Source organism: Facivitalis istanbulensis, from assembly GCF_040560405.1.
Classification (GTDB): domain Bacteria; phylum Pseudomonadota; class Alphaproteobacteria; order Sphingomonadales; family Sphingomonadaceae; genus Sphingomonas; species Sphingomonas istanbulensis.
Map to the genome: position 1 here is coordinate 1 of NZ_JAVSCQ010000026.1, position 15,107 is coordinate 15,107.

At 67.2% G+C, this 15,107-nt stretch carries 18 protein-coding genes and 1 riboswitch; of the genes, 12 read left to right on the plus strand and 6 right to left on the minus strand.

The annotated features are described in order from the left end of the window. Positions 1–118: 118 nt before the first annotated feature. Both RN629_RS13865 and RN629_RS13870 read left to right on the plus strand, forming a co-directional pair. Positions 119–319, plus strand: coding sequence for a hypervirulence associated TUDOR domain-containing protein (locus RN629_RS13865; RefSeq protein WP_407035739.1), 201 nt, complete (start codon positions 119–121; stop codon positions 317–319). Positions 320–375: 56 nt separating this feature from the next. Beyond that, complete coding sequence (locus tag RN629_RS13870) at positions 376–636, plus strand: SWIB/MDM2 domain-containing protein (protein WP_007405135.1); 261 nt, start codon at positions 376–378, stop codon at positions 634–636. A 63-nt stretch (positions 637–699) separates the two neighbouring features. Here RN629_RS13870 and RN629_RS13875 read toward each other — a convergent pair whose 3' ends face one another. Further along, positions 700–1,143, minus strand: coding sequence for a hypothetical protein (locus tag RN629_RS13875; protein ID WP_407035740.1), 444 nt, complete (start codon positions 1,141–1,143; stop codon positions 700–702). Positions 1,144–1,321: 178 nt separating this feature from the next. Between RN629_RS13875 and folE the strand changes: the two genes are divergently transcribed. Genes folE through RN629_RS13890 form a run of 3 tightly spaced genes read left to right on the plus strand, consistent with a single transcriptional unit; the run spans position 1,322 to position 3,041 of the window. Then, entirely contained in the window at positions 1,322–1,948 is a 627-nt protein-coding gene (folE, locus tag RN629_RS13880) for a GTP cyclohydrolase I FolE (protein WP_407035741.1), read from the plus strand. Continuing rightward, positions 1,948–2,691, plus strand: coding sequence for an SDR family oxidoreductase (locus tag RN629_RS13885; protein WP_407035785.1), 744 nt, complete (start codon positions 1,948–1,950; stop codon positions 2,689–2,691). The genes folE and RN629_RS13885 overlap by 1 nt, the downstream gene beginning before the upstream one ends. After that, positions 2,688–3,041 (plus strand): dihydroneopterin aldolase, encoded by a 354-nt coding sequence (locus tag RN629_RS13890; RefSeq protein WP_407035742.1) that lies wholly within the window; start codon positions 2,688–2,690, stop codon positions 3,039–3,041. The genes RN629_RS13885 and RN629_RS13890 overlap by 4 nt, the downstream gene beginning before the upstream one ends. A gap of 59 nt (positions 3,042–3,100) precedes the next feature. Here RN629_RS13890 and rnhA read toward each other — a convergent pair whose 3' ends face one another. The 3 genes from rnhA to ispH are packed head-to-tail and all read right to left on the minus strand — an operon-like array spanning position 3,101 to position 5,452. After that, positions 3,101–3,541, minus strand: coding sequence for a ribonuclease HI (rnhA, locus tag RN629_RS13895; protein ID WP_407035743.1), 441 nt, complete (start codon positions 3,539–3,541; stop codon positions 3,101–3,103). Then, a complete protein-coding gene (gene thrB / locus RN629_RS13900) occupies positions 3,538–4,491 on the minus strand; it encodes a homoserine kinase (RefSeq protein WP_407035744.1) in 954 nt (317 codons plus the stop codon). The genes rnhA and thrB overlap by 4 nt, the downstream gene beginning before the upstream one ends. A 4-nt stretch (positions 4,492–4,495) precedes the next feature. Continuing rightward, on the minus strand, positions 4,496–5,452 hold the full coding sequence (gene ispH, locus RN629_RS13905; protein ID WP_407035745.1) for a 4-hydroxy-3-methylbut-2-enyl diphosphate reductase: 957 nt from the start codon (positions 5,450–5,452) through the stop codon (positions 4,496–4,498). A gap of 101 nt (positions 5,453–5,553) precedes the next feature. Between ispH and RN629_RS13910 the strand changes: the two genes are divergently transcribed. The 5 genes from RN629_RS13910 (at position 5,554) to gcvPB (ending at position 11,388) form a co-directional block, all read left to right on the plus strand. Then, positions 5,554–6,192: a hypothetical protein gene (locus tag RN629_RS13910; protein WP_407035746.1), complete on the plus strand. Its 639-nt coding sequence runs from the start codon at positions 5,554–5,556 to the stop codon at positions 6,190–6,192. 252 nt (positions 6,193–6,444) lie between these two features. Beyond that, positions 6,445–6,553, plus strand: a riboswitch (glycine riboswitch). A 165-nt stretch (positions 6,554–6,718) separates the two neighbouring features. Further along, a complete protein-coding gene (gcvT, locus tag RN629_RS13915) occupies positions 6,719–7,894 on the plus strand; it encodes a glycine cleavage system aminomethyltransferase GcvT (protein WP_407035747.1) in 1,176 nt (391 codons plus the stop codon). Positions 7,895–7,896: 2 nt separating this feature from the next. After that, complete coding sequence (gene gcvH, locus RN629_RS13920) at positions 7,897–8,268, plus strand: glycine cleavage system protein GcvH (protein ID WP_407035748.1); 372 nt, start codon at positions 7,897–7,899, stop codon at positions 8,266–8,268. A gap of 208 nt (positions 8,269–8,476) precedes the next feature. Continuing rightward, on the plus strand, positions 8,477–9,835 hold the full coding sequence (gene gcvPA, locus RN629_RS13925) for an aminomethyl-transferring glycine dehydrogenase subunit GcvPA (RefSeq protein WP_407035749.1): 1,359 nt from the start codon (positions 8,477–8,479) through the stop codon (positions 9,833–9,835). Beyond that, complete coding sequence (gcvPB, locus tag RN629_RS13930) at positions 9,832–11,388, plus strand: aminomethyl-transferring glycine dehydrogenase subunit GcvPB (RefSeq protein WP_407035750.1); 1,557 nt, start codon at positions 9,832–9,834, stop codon at positions 11,386–11,388. Before gcvPA ends, gcvPB begins: the two co-directional genes overlap by 4 nt. Positions 11,389–11,485: 97 nt before the next feature. Here gcvPB and RN629_RS13935 read toward each other — a convergent pair whose 3' ends face one another. After that, entirely contained in the window at positions 11,486–11,743 is a 258-nt protein-coding gene (locus RN629_RS13935; RefSeq protein ID WP_455189837.1) for a SemiSWEET family transporter, read from the minus strand. A 98-nt stretch (positions 11,744–11,841) separates the two neighbouring features. Here RN629_RS13935 and bluB point away from each other — a divergent pair, with 98 nt between their 5' ends. Then, the gene (bluB, locus tag RN629_RS13940) at positions 11,842–12,465 is read left to right on the plus strand and encodes a 5,6-dimethylbenzimidazole synthase (protein WP_407035751.1); all 624 of its coding nucleotides are present in this window, start codon (positions 11,842–11,844) and stop codon (positions 12,463–12,465) included. Here the strand turns inward: bluB and RN629_RS13945 are convergent. Beyond that, positions 12,462–13,358 carry a DMT family transporter gene (locus tag RN629_RS13945; protein ID WP_407035752.1) on the minus strand — a complete coding sequence of 299 codons (897 nt, stop codon included), beginning with the start codon at positions 13,356–13,358 and terminating at the stop codon, positions 12,462–12,464. The two genes, bluB and RN629_RS13945, sit on opposite strands and share 4 nt — an antisense overlap. Positions 13,359–13,449: 91 nt before the next feature. Here RN629_RS13945 and proS point away from each other — a divergent pair, with 91 nt between their 5' ends. Next, complete coding sequence (gene proS / locus RN629_RS13950) at positions 13,450–14,982, plus strand: proline--tRNA ligase (RefSeq protein WP_407035753.1); 1,533 nt, start codon at positions 13,450–13,452, stop codon at positions 14,980–14,982. The last annotated feature ends 125 nt before the right edge of the window (positions 14,983–15,107 follow it).

Sequence of the window (15,107 nt, forward strand, 5' to 3'; positions counted from 1 at the left end):
GCGCCAAGCCCGCACCCTCCAGGTGATCCATGAAACGCGCCCCTCGCAGCCGTCAACGCCATGATTTATATGCGAAATATCACGATTACGACAGCGAAATCAGCGACTTACTTGGAGAATGTGGGTTAAAAAGGATGATCGCGTCACCTGGAACAGCCATGGCGGCATTGCCGAGGGCAGGATCGTCAGGAAGCAGACCCGCGACACGACTATCAAGGGCCACACCGTCCGCGCATCGAAGGATGACCCGCAATACATAGTAGAGAGTGACAATGGCGGAAAGGCAGCGCACAAGGCGGTCGCGCTGAAGAAAGCGTGATTCACGCGCGTCCCGCCACCGGGCTGGGATGCTGAAGGATTATAGGAAGGAATAACATGGCCACCGCAACCACGGGCACCGGCATCCACGCCCCGGTCCAGCCGTCCGAGGAACTGGGCGCGATCGTCGGCAATGAGAAGCTGCCCCGCAGCCAGGTCATCAGCAAGGTGTGGGACTATATCAAGGCCAACAACCTGCAGAACCCGGAAAACAAGCGGGAAATCCTGGCCGACGACAAGCTGAAGAAGGTGTTCGGCAAGGACAAGTGCACCATGTTCGAGATGAACAAGTTCATCTCGGCGCACCTGAAGAAGTAAGTCCCATCACGCGCGCCGGCCATGGCGGCCGGGCGCGCGACCATCGCCGCCCGCGCGAGGGGTTCAGCGCAGGTCCAGGACCAGCGGCTTGCGCGCCGGCGGCGTGGCGGATGGCGCGGGCCGGGGTCGGGATTGTCCCGCCCCGGCCGCTTCCGCCGCCCTCGGGGCCGGTATCGCCGCCTTGGGGGTCGGTATCGCGGCCGGCGCGACCTCGCTCGCGCCCCTTTGCGCCTCTATCTGTGTCAGACGCTGTTCGACCAGCCGGGCATCCAGCAATTTGCGGTCGCCCTCCATCGCCGCGACCTGCGCCTCCAGCGCGGCCACGCGTTGCTCCAGCATTTTGACGCGGACCTGATCCTCGGTCTGCGCAACCATATCGCGGGCGGCCTTTTCCTGTCGCGCGCGTTCCTGTAGCTCGGCATCCGCCAGTCGGTCCTCCGCGCCGCCGCCCTGGCCGCAGCCGGTCAGTGGGAGGGCGAGCAGGAGCAGACAGGCGAGGCGACGCATCTTCATTCCCGACCAGCAAAACCGATGCCAGCGGCTTACCGCCGTGCGCGCGCGCCGGAAAGGGGGCGCGCGACCTGCCGTCCTTGTCCCGATGGGGGTGGGGCGCTCCGGGCGCACGCGCTTTTGCACCCCGGCCACCGATCCGCTATCGGACGCGCTTTGGTGTAAAGGATTGGTTATGAGCTGCGCCCATGGCGACCCGGATGATGGCGACCTGATCGGCGAAGACGGCAAGATCGTGGTGCCCGACGATGTGGCGGCCGCCATCCGCACGCTGATCGCCTGGGCGGGCGACAATCCCGGTCGCGAAGGGCTGATCGACACGCCCCAGCGCGTCGCGCGGGCATGGCGGGAATATTGCGCGGGCTATGCCGACGATCCCGCCGCGCATCTGTCGCGCGTGTTCGAGGAAGTGGGCGGCTATGACGAGATCGTGCTGCTGAAGGACATCCCCTTCCAGTCGCATTGCGAGCACCACATGGCGCCGATCATTGGCCGGGCGCATATCGCCTATCTGCCGCGCAACCATGTCGTCGGCATCTCCAAGCTGGCACGGGTGCTGCATGGCTTTGCCCGGCGCCTGCAGGTGCAGGAACGGCTGACCGCCGAGGTCGCCGACTGCATCTGGCAGAATCTCAAGCCACTGGGCGTCGGGGTGGTGATCGAGGCGACGCATGGCTGCATGACCTCGCGCGGGGTGAGTACGCCCGGCGTCTCGATGGTGACCAGCCGGATGATGGGGGTGTTTCGCGACGACGAGCGCAGCCGCAAGGAAGTCCTGTCGTTGATGGGCCTGGGCGGGTGATGACGCGCACCGTGCTGGTGACCGGCGCGGCCAGGCGGCTGGGCGCGGCGATCGCGCGGCGACTGGCGGCGGACGGGCATCGGCCGGTGCTGCATTATCATGGGTCTCGCGCGGAGGCCGAGGCGCTGGCGGCCGAGCTGGACGCGCCGATCGTGCAGGGCGACCTGGCCGATCCGGAGGGGATCGGCGCGCTCTTCGCCCGCGCGCGCGCGGCGGCGGGCGGGCCGATTGACGGGCTGGTCAACAGCGCATCGGCCTTTCGCTTCGATCGCCCGCCCACGCTGGACCCGGCGCTGATGGTGCGGCTCCATGCGATCAACGCCGTGGCCCCCGCGCTGCTGGCCGCCGCGCTGGCGCGGCAGGAGGATGTGGCGGGTGGCGCGGTGGTCGATATCCTCGACCAGAAGCTGGCCAATCCCAACCCCGATTTCTTCGCCTATAGCTGCGCCAAATTCGCGCTGGCGGGGGCGGGGACGATGCTGGCGCAGGCGCTGGGCCCACGGATCGCGGTCAATGCGGTCGCGCCCGGCCTCACCTTGCAAAGCGGCGACCAGAGCGATGCCGAATTCGCCGAGGCCTCGGTCAAGAACCTGCTCGGCCGACCGATCGGGGCAGCGGCGGTGGCGGAGGCGGTGTCCTTCCTGCTGACCGCGCGGGGCATTCGCGGGCAGGTGCTATATGTCGATTGCGGCCAGCGTTTCTGTCGCCGCGACGGCGATGTGATGTTCGAGGGACGAGGATGAGCGCGACCTATACGATCCTGCTCGATGAGATGAACGTCGCGATGCGGCTGGGCATCTATCCGCACGAGGCCGAACCGCAGCCGATCACGTTGTCGGTCGCGATGACGATCACCTATCCCGCCGCGCCGGGAACGGACCGGATCGAGGAGGTGCTGGATTACGACTTCCTGCGCGATTCGATCCTGGCCATGGCCGAGGGGCCCGGCTTCGCCTTGCAGGAAAGCCTGTGCGAGGCGATCGCGGCGCTGTGCCTGTCCGATCCGCGGGTGATGGTCGTGAAGGTGCGATCGACCAAGACCGACATCTATCCCGACGCCCGGATCGGCTGCGCGATCGAACGGCGGCGATAGGGGGGGGGCGTGCGCGCTTTCAGCGCGGGGGCCCGTTTCCCTGTCGAGAAGGCGGTGTCCTATCCGCCCCGTGCCGCTTCGGCCGCGTCGCTCGCGAGTCTGTCGGCGCGTTCATTGTCCGGGTGACCGGCATGACCCTTGACCCATTTCCACTCGATCTGGTGCCGTGCCGCCGCGTCCAGCAGCGCCTGCCACAGCTCGGCATTCTTCACCGGCTTCTTGTCGGCGGTCCGCCAGCCATTGCGTTTCCAGCCGTGAATCCATTTGGTCAGGCCGTCCATCACATAGCGGCTGTCGGTCGATAGCGTCACCGCACAGGGGCGCTTGAGCGCGTTCAGCGCCTCGATCGCCGCCATCAACTCCATCCGGTTGTTGGTGGTCAGCGGCTCCCCGCCGGACAATTCCTTTTCATGCGTGCCCGAACGGATCAGCGCGCCCCAGCCGCCGGGGCCGGGATTGCCCTTGCACGCGCCGTCGGTGGCGATCTCGACGGGGGTCACAGTCCGGCCTTCCCGTCGCGATAGGCGATGTAGCGCCGCCAATAGGCCAGCGGGTCCTTGCGCGTCACCATCGCGTCGGCGGGCGTGTTCAACCAGTCCCAGGCCCGCGACAGCGCGAACCGGATACAGGCCCCCATCGCCAGCCGGGCAAAGGCCGCGCGCTCGGTCCCGGACAGAGGGAAATGCCGCGCATAGCCGTCGATCAGCGCCGCGCCGATCGCCGGATCATAGACCTCGCCCGCCGCGTCGAAGCTCCAGGCCGAATGCATGACGGCGAGATCGTAGATGCGGAAATCGGTGCAGGCGAAATAGAAATCGATCACCCCCGTCACCTGGTCGCCCAGGACCAGCACATTGTCGGGGAACAGGTCGGCATGGATGACGCAACTGTCGAGCGGCTGGGCTTCCCAGCCGTCGAGCACCGCGTCCAGCGCCTCCGCCATGGCATCATGCAGGCCGGGCTGGATCCGGTCGAGGTCGCGGCCACATTGCGTGAACAGCGGACGCCAGCTTGTATGGCCCATGGAATTGGCGCGGTTCAGCGTGAAATCCGCGACCGCGCGGTGCATCGCGCCCATCGCATCCGCCGCCGCCAGCGCCTGCGCCGGGCTGGGGTGCGAGAGCGATACGCCGGTCAGGAACTGTATCAGGCAGGCGGGGCGGCCCGCCAGTTCCTGAATCTCGACACCCTGCCGGTCCTTGATCGCGGGCGGCACCGGCAGCCCCTTGGCCGCCAGATGGTCGAGCAGCGCGAGGAAGAAGGGCAGGTCGCCCGCTGCCACCCGCTTTTCATACAGGGTCAGGATGAAGCGCGCGGTGGTGGTGTCGACCAGGTAATTGCTGTTCTCGACCCCTTCGGCGATGCCCTTGGCCGAGATCAGCTGCCCTGCGTCATAGCGTGCCAGAAACGCCGACAGCGCTTCGGCCGAAACCTGCGTATAGACGGCCATCGGATCAGGCAGCCGTTTCCAGCCCGCGCGGCAGCTTGAACGCGATGGTCTCGCGCGTCGTCTCTTCCTCGCGCTCGGTGACAATGAAGCGTTCGGACAGGCGATCGACCAGTTCGCGCACCAGCAATTCGGGCGCGGAGGCCCCCGCGGTGAGGCCCAGCGTCCGGACCCCGTCGAGGAACGCCCAGTCGAGATCCGCGGCGCGCTGGATCAGCAGCGCGCGCTTGCCCGCGCGTTCGGCGACTTCGACCAGCCGCAGCGAGTTGGAGGAGTTGGGCGCGCCGATCACCAGCACCGCGTCGCAGGTGGCGGCGATCGCCTTGACGGCGGCCTGGCGGTTGGAGGTGGCGTAGCAGATATCCTCGCCGCGCGGCCCCTCGATCGTCGGGAAACGGCGCTGGAGCGCGGCGACGACGGCGGCGGTATCGTCGACCGACAGCGTCGTCTGGGTCAGGAACGCCAGATTGTCGGGATCGGCGGGGGAAAGGCCATCGACATCCGCCAGCGTCTCGACCAGCGACATCGCGCCTTCGGGCACCTGTCCGAACGTGCCGATCACCTCGGGATGGCCCGCATGGCCGATGAAGATGATGTGACGGCCCATCTCGACCAGCCGTTCGGCCTGGCGATGGACCTTGGATACCAGCGGGCAGGTGGCGTCGAGATAGTCGAGCCCGCGATTTTGGGCATCGGCGGGGACCGACTTGGGCACGCCATGCGCCGAGAAGACGACATGCGCATCGGGCGGCACCTCGTCCAGTTCCTCGACAAAGACCGCGCCCTTGGCCTTCAGGCTGTCGACGACGAATTTGTTATGGACGATCTCGTGCCGGACATAGACCGGCGCACCATGCTTTTCGAGCGCGAGTTCGACGATGCGGATGGCACGGTCCACCCCGGCGCAAAAGCCGCGCGGGGCGGCGATCAGCAGGTCGAGGGGCGGCTTGGGGCGGTCGGTCATTCGGCTGGCTCTACGCCATTGCTTGCGCGCGTCCAACCCGCTTCCTATGCTGGCGCCAAACCGGCATCCTGCTTCGGCATCCAGAATAGGCGTTTCGACCTGTGAAAGCACCGCTCCTCGTTCCCGTCGCCCTTGCGCTCGTCCTGGGGGGCTGCGCGCGCACCGGCGAGATCGACGCCACGGGCGGCATCACCGCCATCCGCTCGGCCTGCCCCGTGGTGGGCGTCACGGCGGGGACGGGCGACATCACCCTGTTCAAGACGCCGGGCGCGACCGATGAGAATGCGATCGACGTCGTGGCGAACATCACCGGCGTCCGCTCGACCTGCGCCGATGCAGGGCCCGATATCGCGACGACGGTGAACTTCAATGTCGAGGCGCGGCGTACCGACGCGACCGGCGCGCGCGACCTGGTCCTGCCTTACTATATCGCGATCGTGCGCGGCGGCACCAATGTCGTCGCCAAGCGGATCGGCCGGGTGAATGTCCATTTCGATGCGGGCCAGGCGCGCGGGCAGGTGGCGGGCGAAGCCACGACCACCATTGCGCGTTCGGCCGCGACCCTGCCCGCGGAGGTCCGCGACAAGCTGACCCATCGGCGCAAGGCGGGTGACGAGGATGCCGCCGTCGATCCGCTGAGCCAGCCCGATGTCCGCCAGGCGGTGGCGAGCGCCAGTTTCGAGGCGCTGGTCGGGTTCCAGCTGACCGAGGCGCAGCTGAAGTATAACGCCACCCGGTAACGTCCCGCATTCCTCCTTTGCACGGCGAGGGGGGCGGCGAAGCCGGGGGGCGTTCTCGCGGTTGGCGGAGGGGATGCGCCATTGCCGGTGACGCCCATTCGCCCACCTTGCGGGCTGCCGGCTTCCCCTGTCGGGGAAGGAAGATTTACGACGCTATCCACAATATTTGCGGCGATAGCGCACCGTTCCCCGATTGACTTGCGCCCACCCGCCCGGCAGAGGGCGCGGCGTCGATGTCGGACATATCCGGCATAGGCGCGCGCGGGAGAGCGCCGGGTTGGTCTTTCAGACCGTCATGGCCCGGCCGCCGAAGGAGCAACCACCCCGGAATCTCTCAGGCAAATGGGACCGCGCGATCGCCATCGACACTCTGGAAAGCGCGCCGACGGGCAGACCCCGTGCGGTGCCACCGAAGGGGTAAGCCGGATAGCCCGGCGAAAGCTCTCAGGTTCCGTGACAGAGGGGGATCGGATCGGGTAAGGACACGCACGTCCCTAGCCGACACCCTTTGACGGAGACCGGCCCCGTGAGTGACGCAACCGACCTGAATGTAGAAGACGCCCCCGAGGGGCAGGAGATCATCCAGACGCTGCCGCTGGACGCATGGCATCGTGCGCGCGGCGGGCGGATGGTGCCGTTCGCCGGATACGAAATGCCCGTCCAGTATGAGGGCATCATGGCCGAGCATCTCTGGACCCGCGAGTCGGCCGGGCTGTTCGACGTCAGCCATATGGGGCAGGTGGTCTTCACCGGAGAAAACGGCCTCGGCCCCGTCATCACCGCGCTGGAAAAGGTCCTGCCGGGCGACATTGCCGGCCTTGGCGATCGCAAGAACCGCTATTCGCTGCTGCTGAGCGAAGAGGGCGGCATCCTCGACGATCTGATGGTGACGAAGCGCACGCTGGACGGTGCCGAGGAACTGTACATGGTCGTCAACGGCGCGACCAAGTATGACGATATCGCCTATCTGCTCGACGTCATTCCCGATGATGCGACGCTGAACCTGCTCGACGATCAGGCATTGCTGGCGCTCCAGGGGCCCAAGGCGGTGGATGCGCTGGCGCGGATCGTGCCGGGGGTCGAGGCGCTGGTGTTCATGACCGCCGCCGATTTCGCGTGGAACGACGTGCCGCTGTGGATCAGCCGCTCGGGCTATACCGGCGAGGACGGGTATGAAATCTCGATCCCGGCCGAGCATGTCGCTGCCTTCGCTGACCTGCTCTGCGAACAGGCTGAGGTAAAGCCGATCGGTCTGGGCGCGCGCGATTCGCTGCGTCTGGAGGCGGGGCTGCCGCTTTACGGCCATGACCTCGACCCCGAGACGACGCCGGTGATGGCCGATCTGGGCTTCGCGCTTGCGAAAAAGCGTCGCGAGGCGGCGGACTTCCTCGGTGCCGAGCGCATCCTGGCCGAGCGGGAGAACGGTCCCGCCGTCAAGCGCGTCGGCCTGACCGTCGCGGGCCGCCAGCCGGTGCGCGAGGGCGCGTCGGTGGTCGCCGGGGACGGCTCGGTCATCGGGCGCGTGACCAGCGGCGGCTTTGCCCCGTCGATGGGCGCGCCGATCGCCATGGCCTATGTGCCGGCCGAGCTGGCCGCCCCCGGCACCGCCGTCAAACTGCTTCAGCGCGGCAAGACCCATGACGCCACCGTCACGGCAATGCCCTTCGTCCCCCATCGTTACGTTCGTTCAGGAGCCAAGTGACCATGAGCCGCTATTTCACCGAGGACCATGAGTGGATCGACGTCGACGGTGATGTCGGCACCGTCGGCATCAGCGATTACGCGCAGGGTGCGCTCGGCGACATCGTGTTCGTCGACGTGCCCGAGGAAGGCCGCGCGCTGAACAAGGGCGACGAGGCCGCCGTGGTCGAGTCGGTCAAGGCCGCGTCGGACGTCTACGCGCCCGTGTCGGGCACCGTGGTCGAGGGCAATGCCCAGCTGGCCGACGAGCCGGGTCTGGTCAACACCGATCCCGAGGGCGAGGGCTGGTTCTTCAAGCTCACCCTGTCCGACGCCTCGGAGCTGGACGGCCTGATGGACGAAACCGCCTACGCCGCGTTCGTCGCCAAGCTCTAAACACATCCAGCCCCTGTGCTTGCAGGGGATTGTTGCAGAAGTCCACCTTCCACTCCCTACGCGCACCACCCCGGCGGAGGCCGGGGCCCAGTTGCGGAACGATAGGAGTGGTCGGCCGGTGTCACCCCAACTGGATCCCGGCCTTTGCCGGGATGGCGTGCCGACTTTCGCAACGATTCCCTGAAGGGGAGGGGAGAGAAGGATTCCGATGCGCTACCTGCCCCTTACCGCTTCCGACCGTGCCGAGATGCTCTCGGTCATCGGCGCGGCCTCGGTCGACGACCTGTTCGTCGACGTGCCCGAATCCGCCCGCCTGTCCGGCCCGATCGCGGGGCTGCCCGACCATGCCTCCGAACTGGCGGTCGAGCGGCACATGACCGCGCTCGCCCGCAAGAACATGGTGGCGGGCGACGTGCCGTTCTTCCTGGGCTGCGGCGCGTATCGGCATCATGTCCCCGCCTCCGTCGACCACATCATCCAGCGCGGCGAGTTCCTGACCGCCTATACGCCCTATCAGCCGGAAATCGCGCAGGGCACGCTCCAGATGCTGTTCGAGTTCCAGACGCAGGTCGCGCGTCTGCTCGGCACCGATGTCGCCAACGCCTCGATGTATGACGGCTCGACCGCCTGCTGGGAAGCGATCGGCATGGCGCGGCGCATCACCAAAAAGTCCAAGGCGATCCTGTCGTCGGGCCTGCATCCGCATTACGTCTCGGTCGCGAAGACCATGGCGAAATATACCGGCGACACGCTGGAAACGGCGGCGCCCGTCCTGACCGCCGACACCGATATCGACCAGTTGATCGCGGCGATCGACGGCGACACGAGCTGCGTCGTCGTCCAGTACCCGGATATCCTCGGCCGCATCGCCGACCTGACCCCGCTGGCCGAGGCATGCCACGCCCACAAGGCGCTGCTGGTCGCGGTCGTGACCGAGCCGGTCGCGCTGGGGGCGATCCGTTCGCCGGGTGAGATGGACGCCGACATCGTCGTCGGCGAGGGCCAGTCGCTGGGCGTCGGGTTGCAGTTCGGTGGGCCTTATGTCGGCCTGATGGGCTGCAAGGACAAATATATCCGTCAGATGCCGGGCCGCTTTTGTGGCGAGACGGTGGACGCGGACGGCAAGCGCGGCTTCGTGCTGACGCTCTCGACCCGCGAGCAGCATATCCGTCGCGAAAAGGCGACGTCGAACATCTGCACCAATTCGGGGCTGTGCGCGCTGGCCTTCTCGATCCACATGACGCTGCTGGGCGAAGCGGGGCTGCGCCGGATGGCGGGGATCAACCACGCGCAGGCCTGCCGCGCGGCGGATCGTCTGGCGAAGGTGCCCGGCGTGAAGCTGGTCAACGAAACCTTCTTCAACGAGTTCACGCTCGATCTGGGTCGCGAAGCGCGGCCGGTTGTGCGGACGCTCGCCGAGCGCGGCGTGCTGGCGGGTGTGTCGCTCGGGCGGCTCTATCCGGGCGAAGACGCGCTCGCGAACGGACTGGTGGTGGCGGTCACCGAAACGGTGACGGCGGAGGATATCGAGACGCTTGCCCAAGCGCTTGAGGAGGTGCTGGCATGACGATCAACCAGAGCGGCTGGAAGCCCACCAGCCCCGAAGCCAACGAAGCGTCAATCCCTGCGACCTTCACCGGCAACCGCGCGCTGATGCTGGAAGAGGCGCTGATCTTCGAGATCGGCGACTTTGAGACCACCGGCGTCGACTTCGCCGAGGGCGATGTCGCGGGTTCGCGGCTGGGCGAACTCTCCCGCAAGAACCCGATCGGGCTGCCCGGCCTGTCGGAGCCGGAAGCGGTGCGCCATTACACCCGTCTGTCGCGGCAGAACTATGCGATCGACCTGGGGCTGTTCCCGCTTGGTTCGTGCACGATGAAGCACAATCCGCGCTTGAACGAGAAGATGGCGCGGCTGGGCGGGTTCAGCGACGTGCATCCGCTCCAGCCGATCGACACGGTGCAGGGCGCGCTGGAGGTGATCCATCAGCTCGCGCACTGGCTGGTCACGCTGACCGGCATGGCCTCGGTCGCGATGAGCCCCAAGGCGGGCGCGCATGGCGAACTGTGCGGTATCCTTGCGATCAAGGCGGCGCTGGCCAAGCGCGGCGAGGGGGACCGCAAGGTCATCCTGGTGCCCGAATCGGCGCATGGCACCAACCCGGCGACGGCGGCGTTCGCGGGCTTCTCGGTCGAGAATATCCCGGCGACCGACGAGGGGCGTGTCGACACCGCGGCGCTCAAGGCGCGGCTGGGACCGGACGTGGCGGGGGTGATGATCACCAACCCCAACACCTGCGGCCTGTTCGAGCGCGACCTGAAGGACATTTCCGACGCGGTCCATGCCGCCGGCGGCTATGTCTATTGCGACGGCGCGAACTTCAACGCCATCGTCGGCCGCGTGCGGCCGGGCGATCTGGGCGTCGATGCGATGCACATCAACCTGCACAAGACCTTCTCGACCCCGCATGGCGGCGGCGGGCCGGGTTCGGGGCCGGTGGTGTTTTCCGAGGCGCTGACCCCCTTCGCGCCGCTGCCCTTCGTCGAGAAGACGGGCGAGGGCTTCCGGCTGGTCGAGGAGGAGAATGCCGAGGATCATCACGCCGACAGCTTCGGCCGCATGGTCGCCTTCCACGGCCAGATGGGCATGTTCACCCGCGCGCTGACCTATATCCTCAGCCACGGCGCGGACGGGCTGCGCCAGGTCGCCGAGGATGCGGTGCTCAACGCCAATTATGTCCTGCGGTCGCTGGAGAACACGCTCGACGCGCCGTTCGCGGCAAGCGGGCCGTGCATGCACGAAGCCATCTTCTCGGACGAGAATCTAGCCGAGGGCTTCTCGACGATCGACGTCGCCAAGGCGCTGATCGACGAAGGCTTCCACCCGATGACCATGTATTTCCCGCTGGTCGTCCACGGCGCGATGCTGATCGAGCCGACCGAGACCGAATCGAAGGTCGCGCTCGACCAGTTCATCGGCGCGCTGCGTTCGGTGGCGGAACGCGCCAAGGCGGGCGATCCGGCGCTCAAGACCGCCCCGCACTTCGCGCCGCGCGCGCGCCTCGACGAGACGCTGGCGGCGCGCAAGCCCGTGCTGGTGTGGAAGGACAAGGCGGCCTGATGGGATATCCTCCGCGCTGTCCGACGGGATGGCGCGGGGCATGTCCGCCAATTCCTGTACCACCCCGGTCTGCGCCGGGGTGGTCCGTCTTATGGGGTCAAAGCGCCGTCACCAGCGAGATTCCGCCCAGGATCACCCCCGGCGCATTGGCGAACACGATCGGCCAGTCGCGCTTTTCGCGCAGCAGGCCATAGGCCACCCAGAGCGCGCAATTCACCATCGTCGCCAGCGGCTGGATCGTCGATCCCTTCTGCCCTGCGAGGTTGAGTTGGATCTGGTCGATATAGGACAGGTACATGGCCACGGCCGTCGCGGTCGCGATCCAGCCGAGCAGCATCAATTTCCGTTCGCTCACGGGGGTCCGATCTCCTTGCATGATGGTTAAATCGATTGAAGTGCCGCTGCTCAACGCATCAGCGCGGCAGGATGCTCCGGGGCGGGGAAGGGATGGCGATGCGCTTTGACGAAACCCAGGCCGCGACGCTGGAGGCGATCCTGCGCTGGCGGCGGGATGTCCGGCATTTCCGTACCGATCCGGTCGATGAGGCGGTGCTGGCCAAGCTGGCCGAGGCGATGGCGCTTGCCCCTTCGGTCGGCAATGCGCGACCATGGCGGGTGATCCGGGTCGAGGATGCCGCTTTGCGCGCCGCCGTCCGCGCCGATTTCCGGCGATGCGATGCAGAGGCAGCGTCGGGCTATGCCGACGAACAGGGCACCGCATACCGGGCGCTGAAACTCGCCGGACTCGATGCCGCGCCGGTGCAACTCGCGGTCTTCACTCATATCGATCCGGCGGAGGGCCATGGCCTGGGCCGTCGAACCATGCCGGAAACGCTGCGCCAGTCGACCGCGATGGCGATCCATACCCTGTGGCTGGCGGCGCGGGCGGCCAATCTGGGGATGGGGATGGTGTCGATCCTGAACCCCGCCGAGATGGAGCGCCTGTTCGCGGTGCCGAAGGACTGGGCGTTCACCGCCTATCTGTGCCTCGGCCATGCCGAATGGGATGACGACACGCCGTTGCTTCACCGCAGCGGCTGGCAGGAGAATGCGCCGACCCGGTGGGGGTTGCGTTAATCCTCCGGCGCGGTCGTCATCGTCTGCTGCTTGCCGAGCCGTTGCTCGCGCCAGACGATGAACAGCCCGCTGGCGATGATGATCGGCGCGCCCATCCAGGTGGTCGAGGCGGGCAGGACGCCGAAGATCAGCCAGCCATAAAGGGTCGCCCAGATCAGCCCCGAATAGTCCATCGGCACCACCGCCGCGACCGGGGCCAGCCGGGATGCGCCGGTCAGCGCGATCTGGCCGAAGCCGCCGACCAGCCCGATCGCGATCAGGATCGCCCAGGTGAGTGGGTCGTGCGCCTGGATGTGGACGCAGTACGGGATGGCGATGAAGGGCAGGGTGAGCGTCGAGAAATAGAAGACCGTGGTGCCCGCCGGCTCGTCGCGCAACTGGCGCAGCAGGATGGCGACGATCGCCACGAACAGCGCCGCCAGCAGTCCGACGGCGGCCCCGAGCAGCGACATCTCGTTCGCCCCCGGCCGCACGACGATCAGCACGCCGATGAAGCCGATCAGCACCGCGCTCCACCGCTGGATGCCGGTCCGCTCGCCCAGCACCAGCGCGCCGAGCAGGGTCGCGAAGATCGGCACGGTGAACTGGAAGGTTGTGGCCTCCGCAAGCGGCAGCAGCAGCACCGCGCCGAAGGTGAAGACCATGCCGACCAGCCCGACCATCGAGCGTGCCAGATGCCCCTTGAACCGCGACGTGCGCAGCGACTTCAGCCCCGGTCCCGCGATGACGAAACCCAGCACGACGGGAAGCGCGCAGGCCTGTCGCCAGAACATGGTTTCGAACAGCGTCGCCCCGCGCGTTTCGGCCAGCTTGATGAGCGCCGACATGGTCGACAGGAAGAAGATGGCGATCAGGCGCAGGCCGATGCCTTTGAGCACGCGGTCGCCGGTCATGCGCCGCTCCCTAGCCCGCGCCACCGCGCGAAGAAACCCCGAACGCGCCGCCCTCTTGGCGAAGACGGGTCTTTGCCGCTATCGGGCGGTGATGAAGCACGCTCTGTCCGTCACCCGCGACGCGGATTTCTCCGCCTGGTATCAGTCCGTCATCGCCGAGGGCGATCTGGCCGAGGAATCGGGCGTCCGTGGCTGCATGGTCATCCGCCCCTGGGGATACGGCATTTGGGAGCGTATCCAGCGGCTGCTCGACGATCGGATCAAGGCGACGGGGCATGAGAATTGCTATTTCCCGCTCTTCATCCCGCTCAGCTATTTTGAGAAAGAGGCCGAGCATGTCGACGGCTTCGCCAAGGAAATGGCGGTCGTCACGCACCACCGGCTGATCGCCGACGGCAAGGGCGGGCTGGTGCCCGATCCCGAGGCCAAGCTGGAAGAGCCTTTGGTCGTGCGGCCGACCTCGGAGACGGTGATCGGCACCGCCTTTGCGCGCTGGGTCCAGTCGTGGCGCGACCTGCCGGTGCTCATCAACCAGTGGGCGAACGTCGTCCGCTGGGAAATGCGCACCCGCATGTTCCTGCGCACCGCCGAATTCCTGTGGCAGGAGGGGCATACCGCCCATGCCACGGTCGAGGAGGCGCGGGGCGAGACGCTCCAGATGCTGGAAGTCTATCGGACGTTCGCCGAGGATTGCCTCGCGCTCCACGTCATCGCGGGCGAGAAGCCCGAGAATGAGCGCTTCCCCGGTGCCGTCGCGACCTATTCGATCGAGGCGATGATGCAGGACGGCAAGGCGCTGCAGGCCGGCACCAGCCATTTCCTGGGCGACAATTTCGCCAAGGCGCAGAATATCCGCTTTCAGAATGCCGAGGGCGGGCTGGACTATGCGCAGACGACGAGCTGGGGCGTGTCGACCCGGATGATCGGCGGCATGATTATGGTGCACGGCGACGATGACGGGATGCGCGTGCCGCCCAAGGTCGCGCCGTGGCAGGTGGTGATCGTGCCGATGCTGCGCGACCAGCCCGAGGACGAGGCGCTGCTCGCCTATTGCCGCGACCTGCAAAAGGAACTGGTGGGTGGGTCGGCGCTGGGCGAGCCGGTCCGCGCGATGGTCGATGCGCGCGCGCAAAAGGCCGCGACCAAGCGCTGGAGCTGGATCAAGAAGGGTGCGCCGGTGGTGATCGAGGTCGGCGGACGCGACATGGCGGGCGGCAACGTCTCGGTCATCCGCCGCGACCGGCTGTACCGCGAGGACGGCAAGCTCGATTCGACCGTGTGCCCACGCGGCGATTTCGTCTCGGGCGTCGAGGCGCTGCTGGCCGACATCCAGGGCGAACTCCACCGCCAGTCGACCGAGCGGTTGAAGGCGCAGATCGTGCCGGTCGACGACTGGACCGCGGTCGAGGCGCATTTCGCGGAAGATCGCAAGAACCCGGGCTGGGTCGATGTCCGCTGGGCCCGCCCAACCGGCGACGAGCTGGAGCAGGTCGTCGAGAAGCTGAAGGGCCTGAAGCTGACCATCCGCAACGCGCCGATGGGGCAGACGGGGTGCGATGACGGTCCGTGCCTGTTCACCGGCCGTCCGGCGGTGGAGCGGGTGCTGATCGGCCGGGCTTACTGAGGGCCGCTCGACTTTAGGCCGCCCGCCTCTCCTGCATCACCCCGGCGAAGGCCGGGGTCCAGTCCCGAAGCCGCAGGTGGCGCGCCGTTCAGGCGATCGTACCGCGCCTTCGACAGGCCATGGCA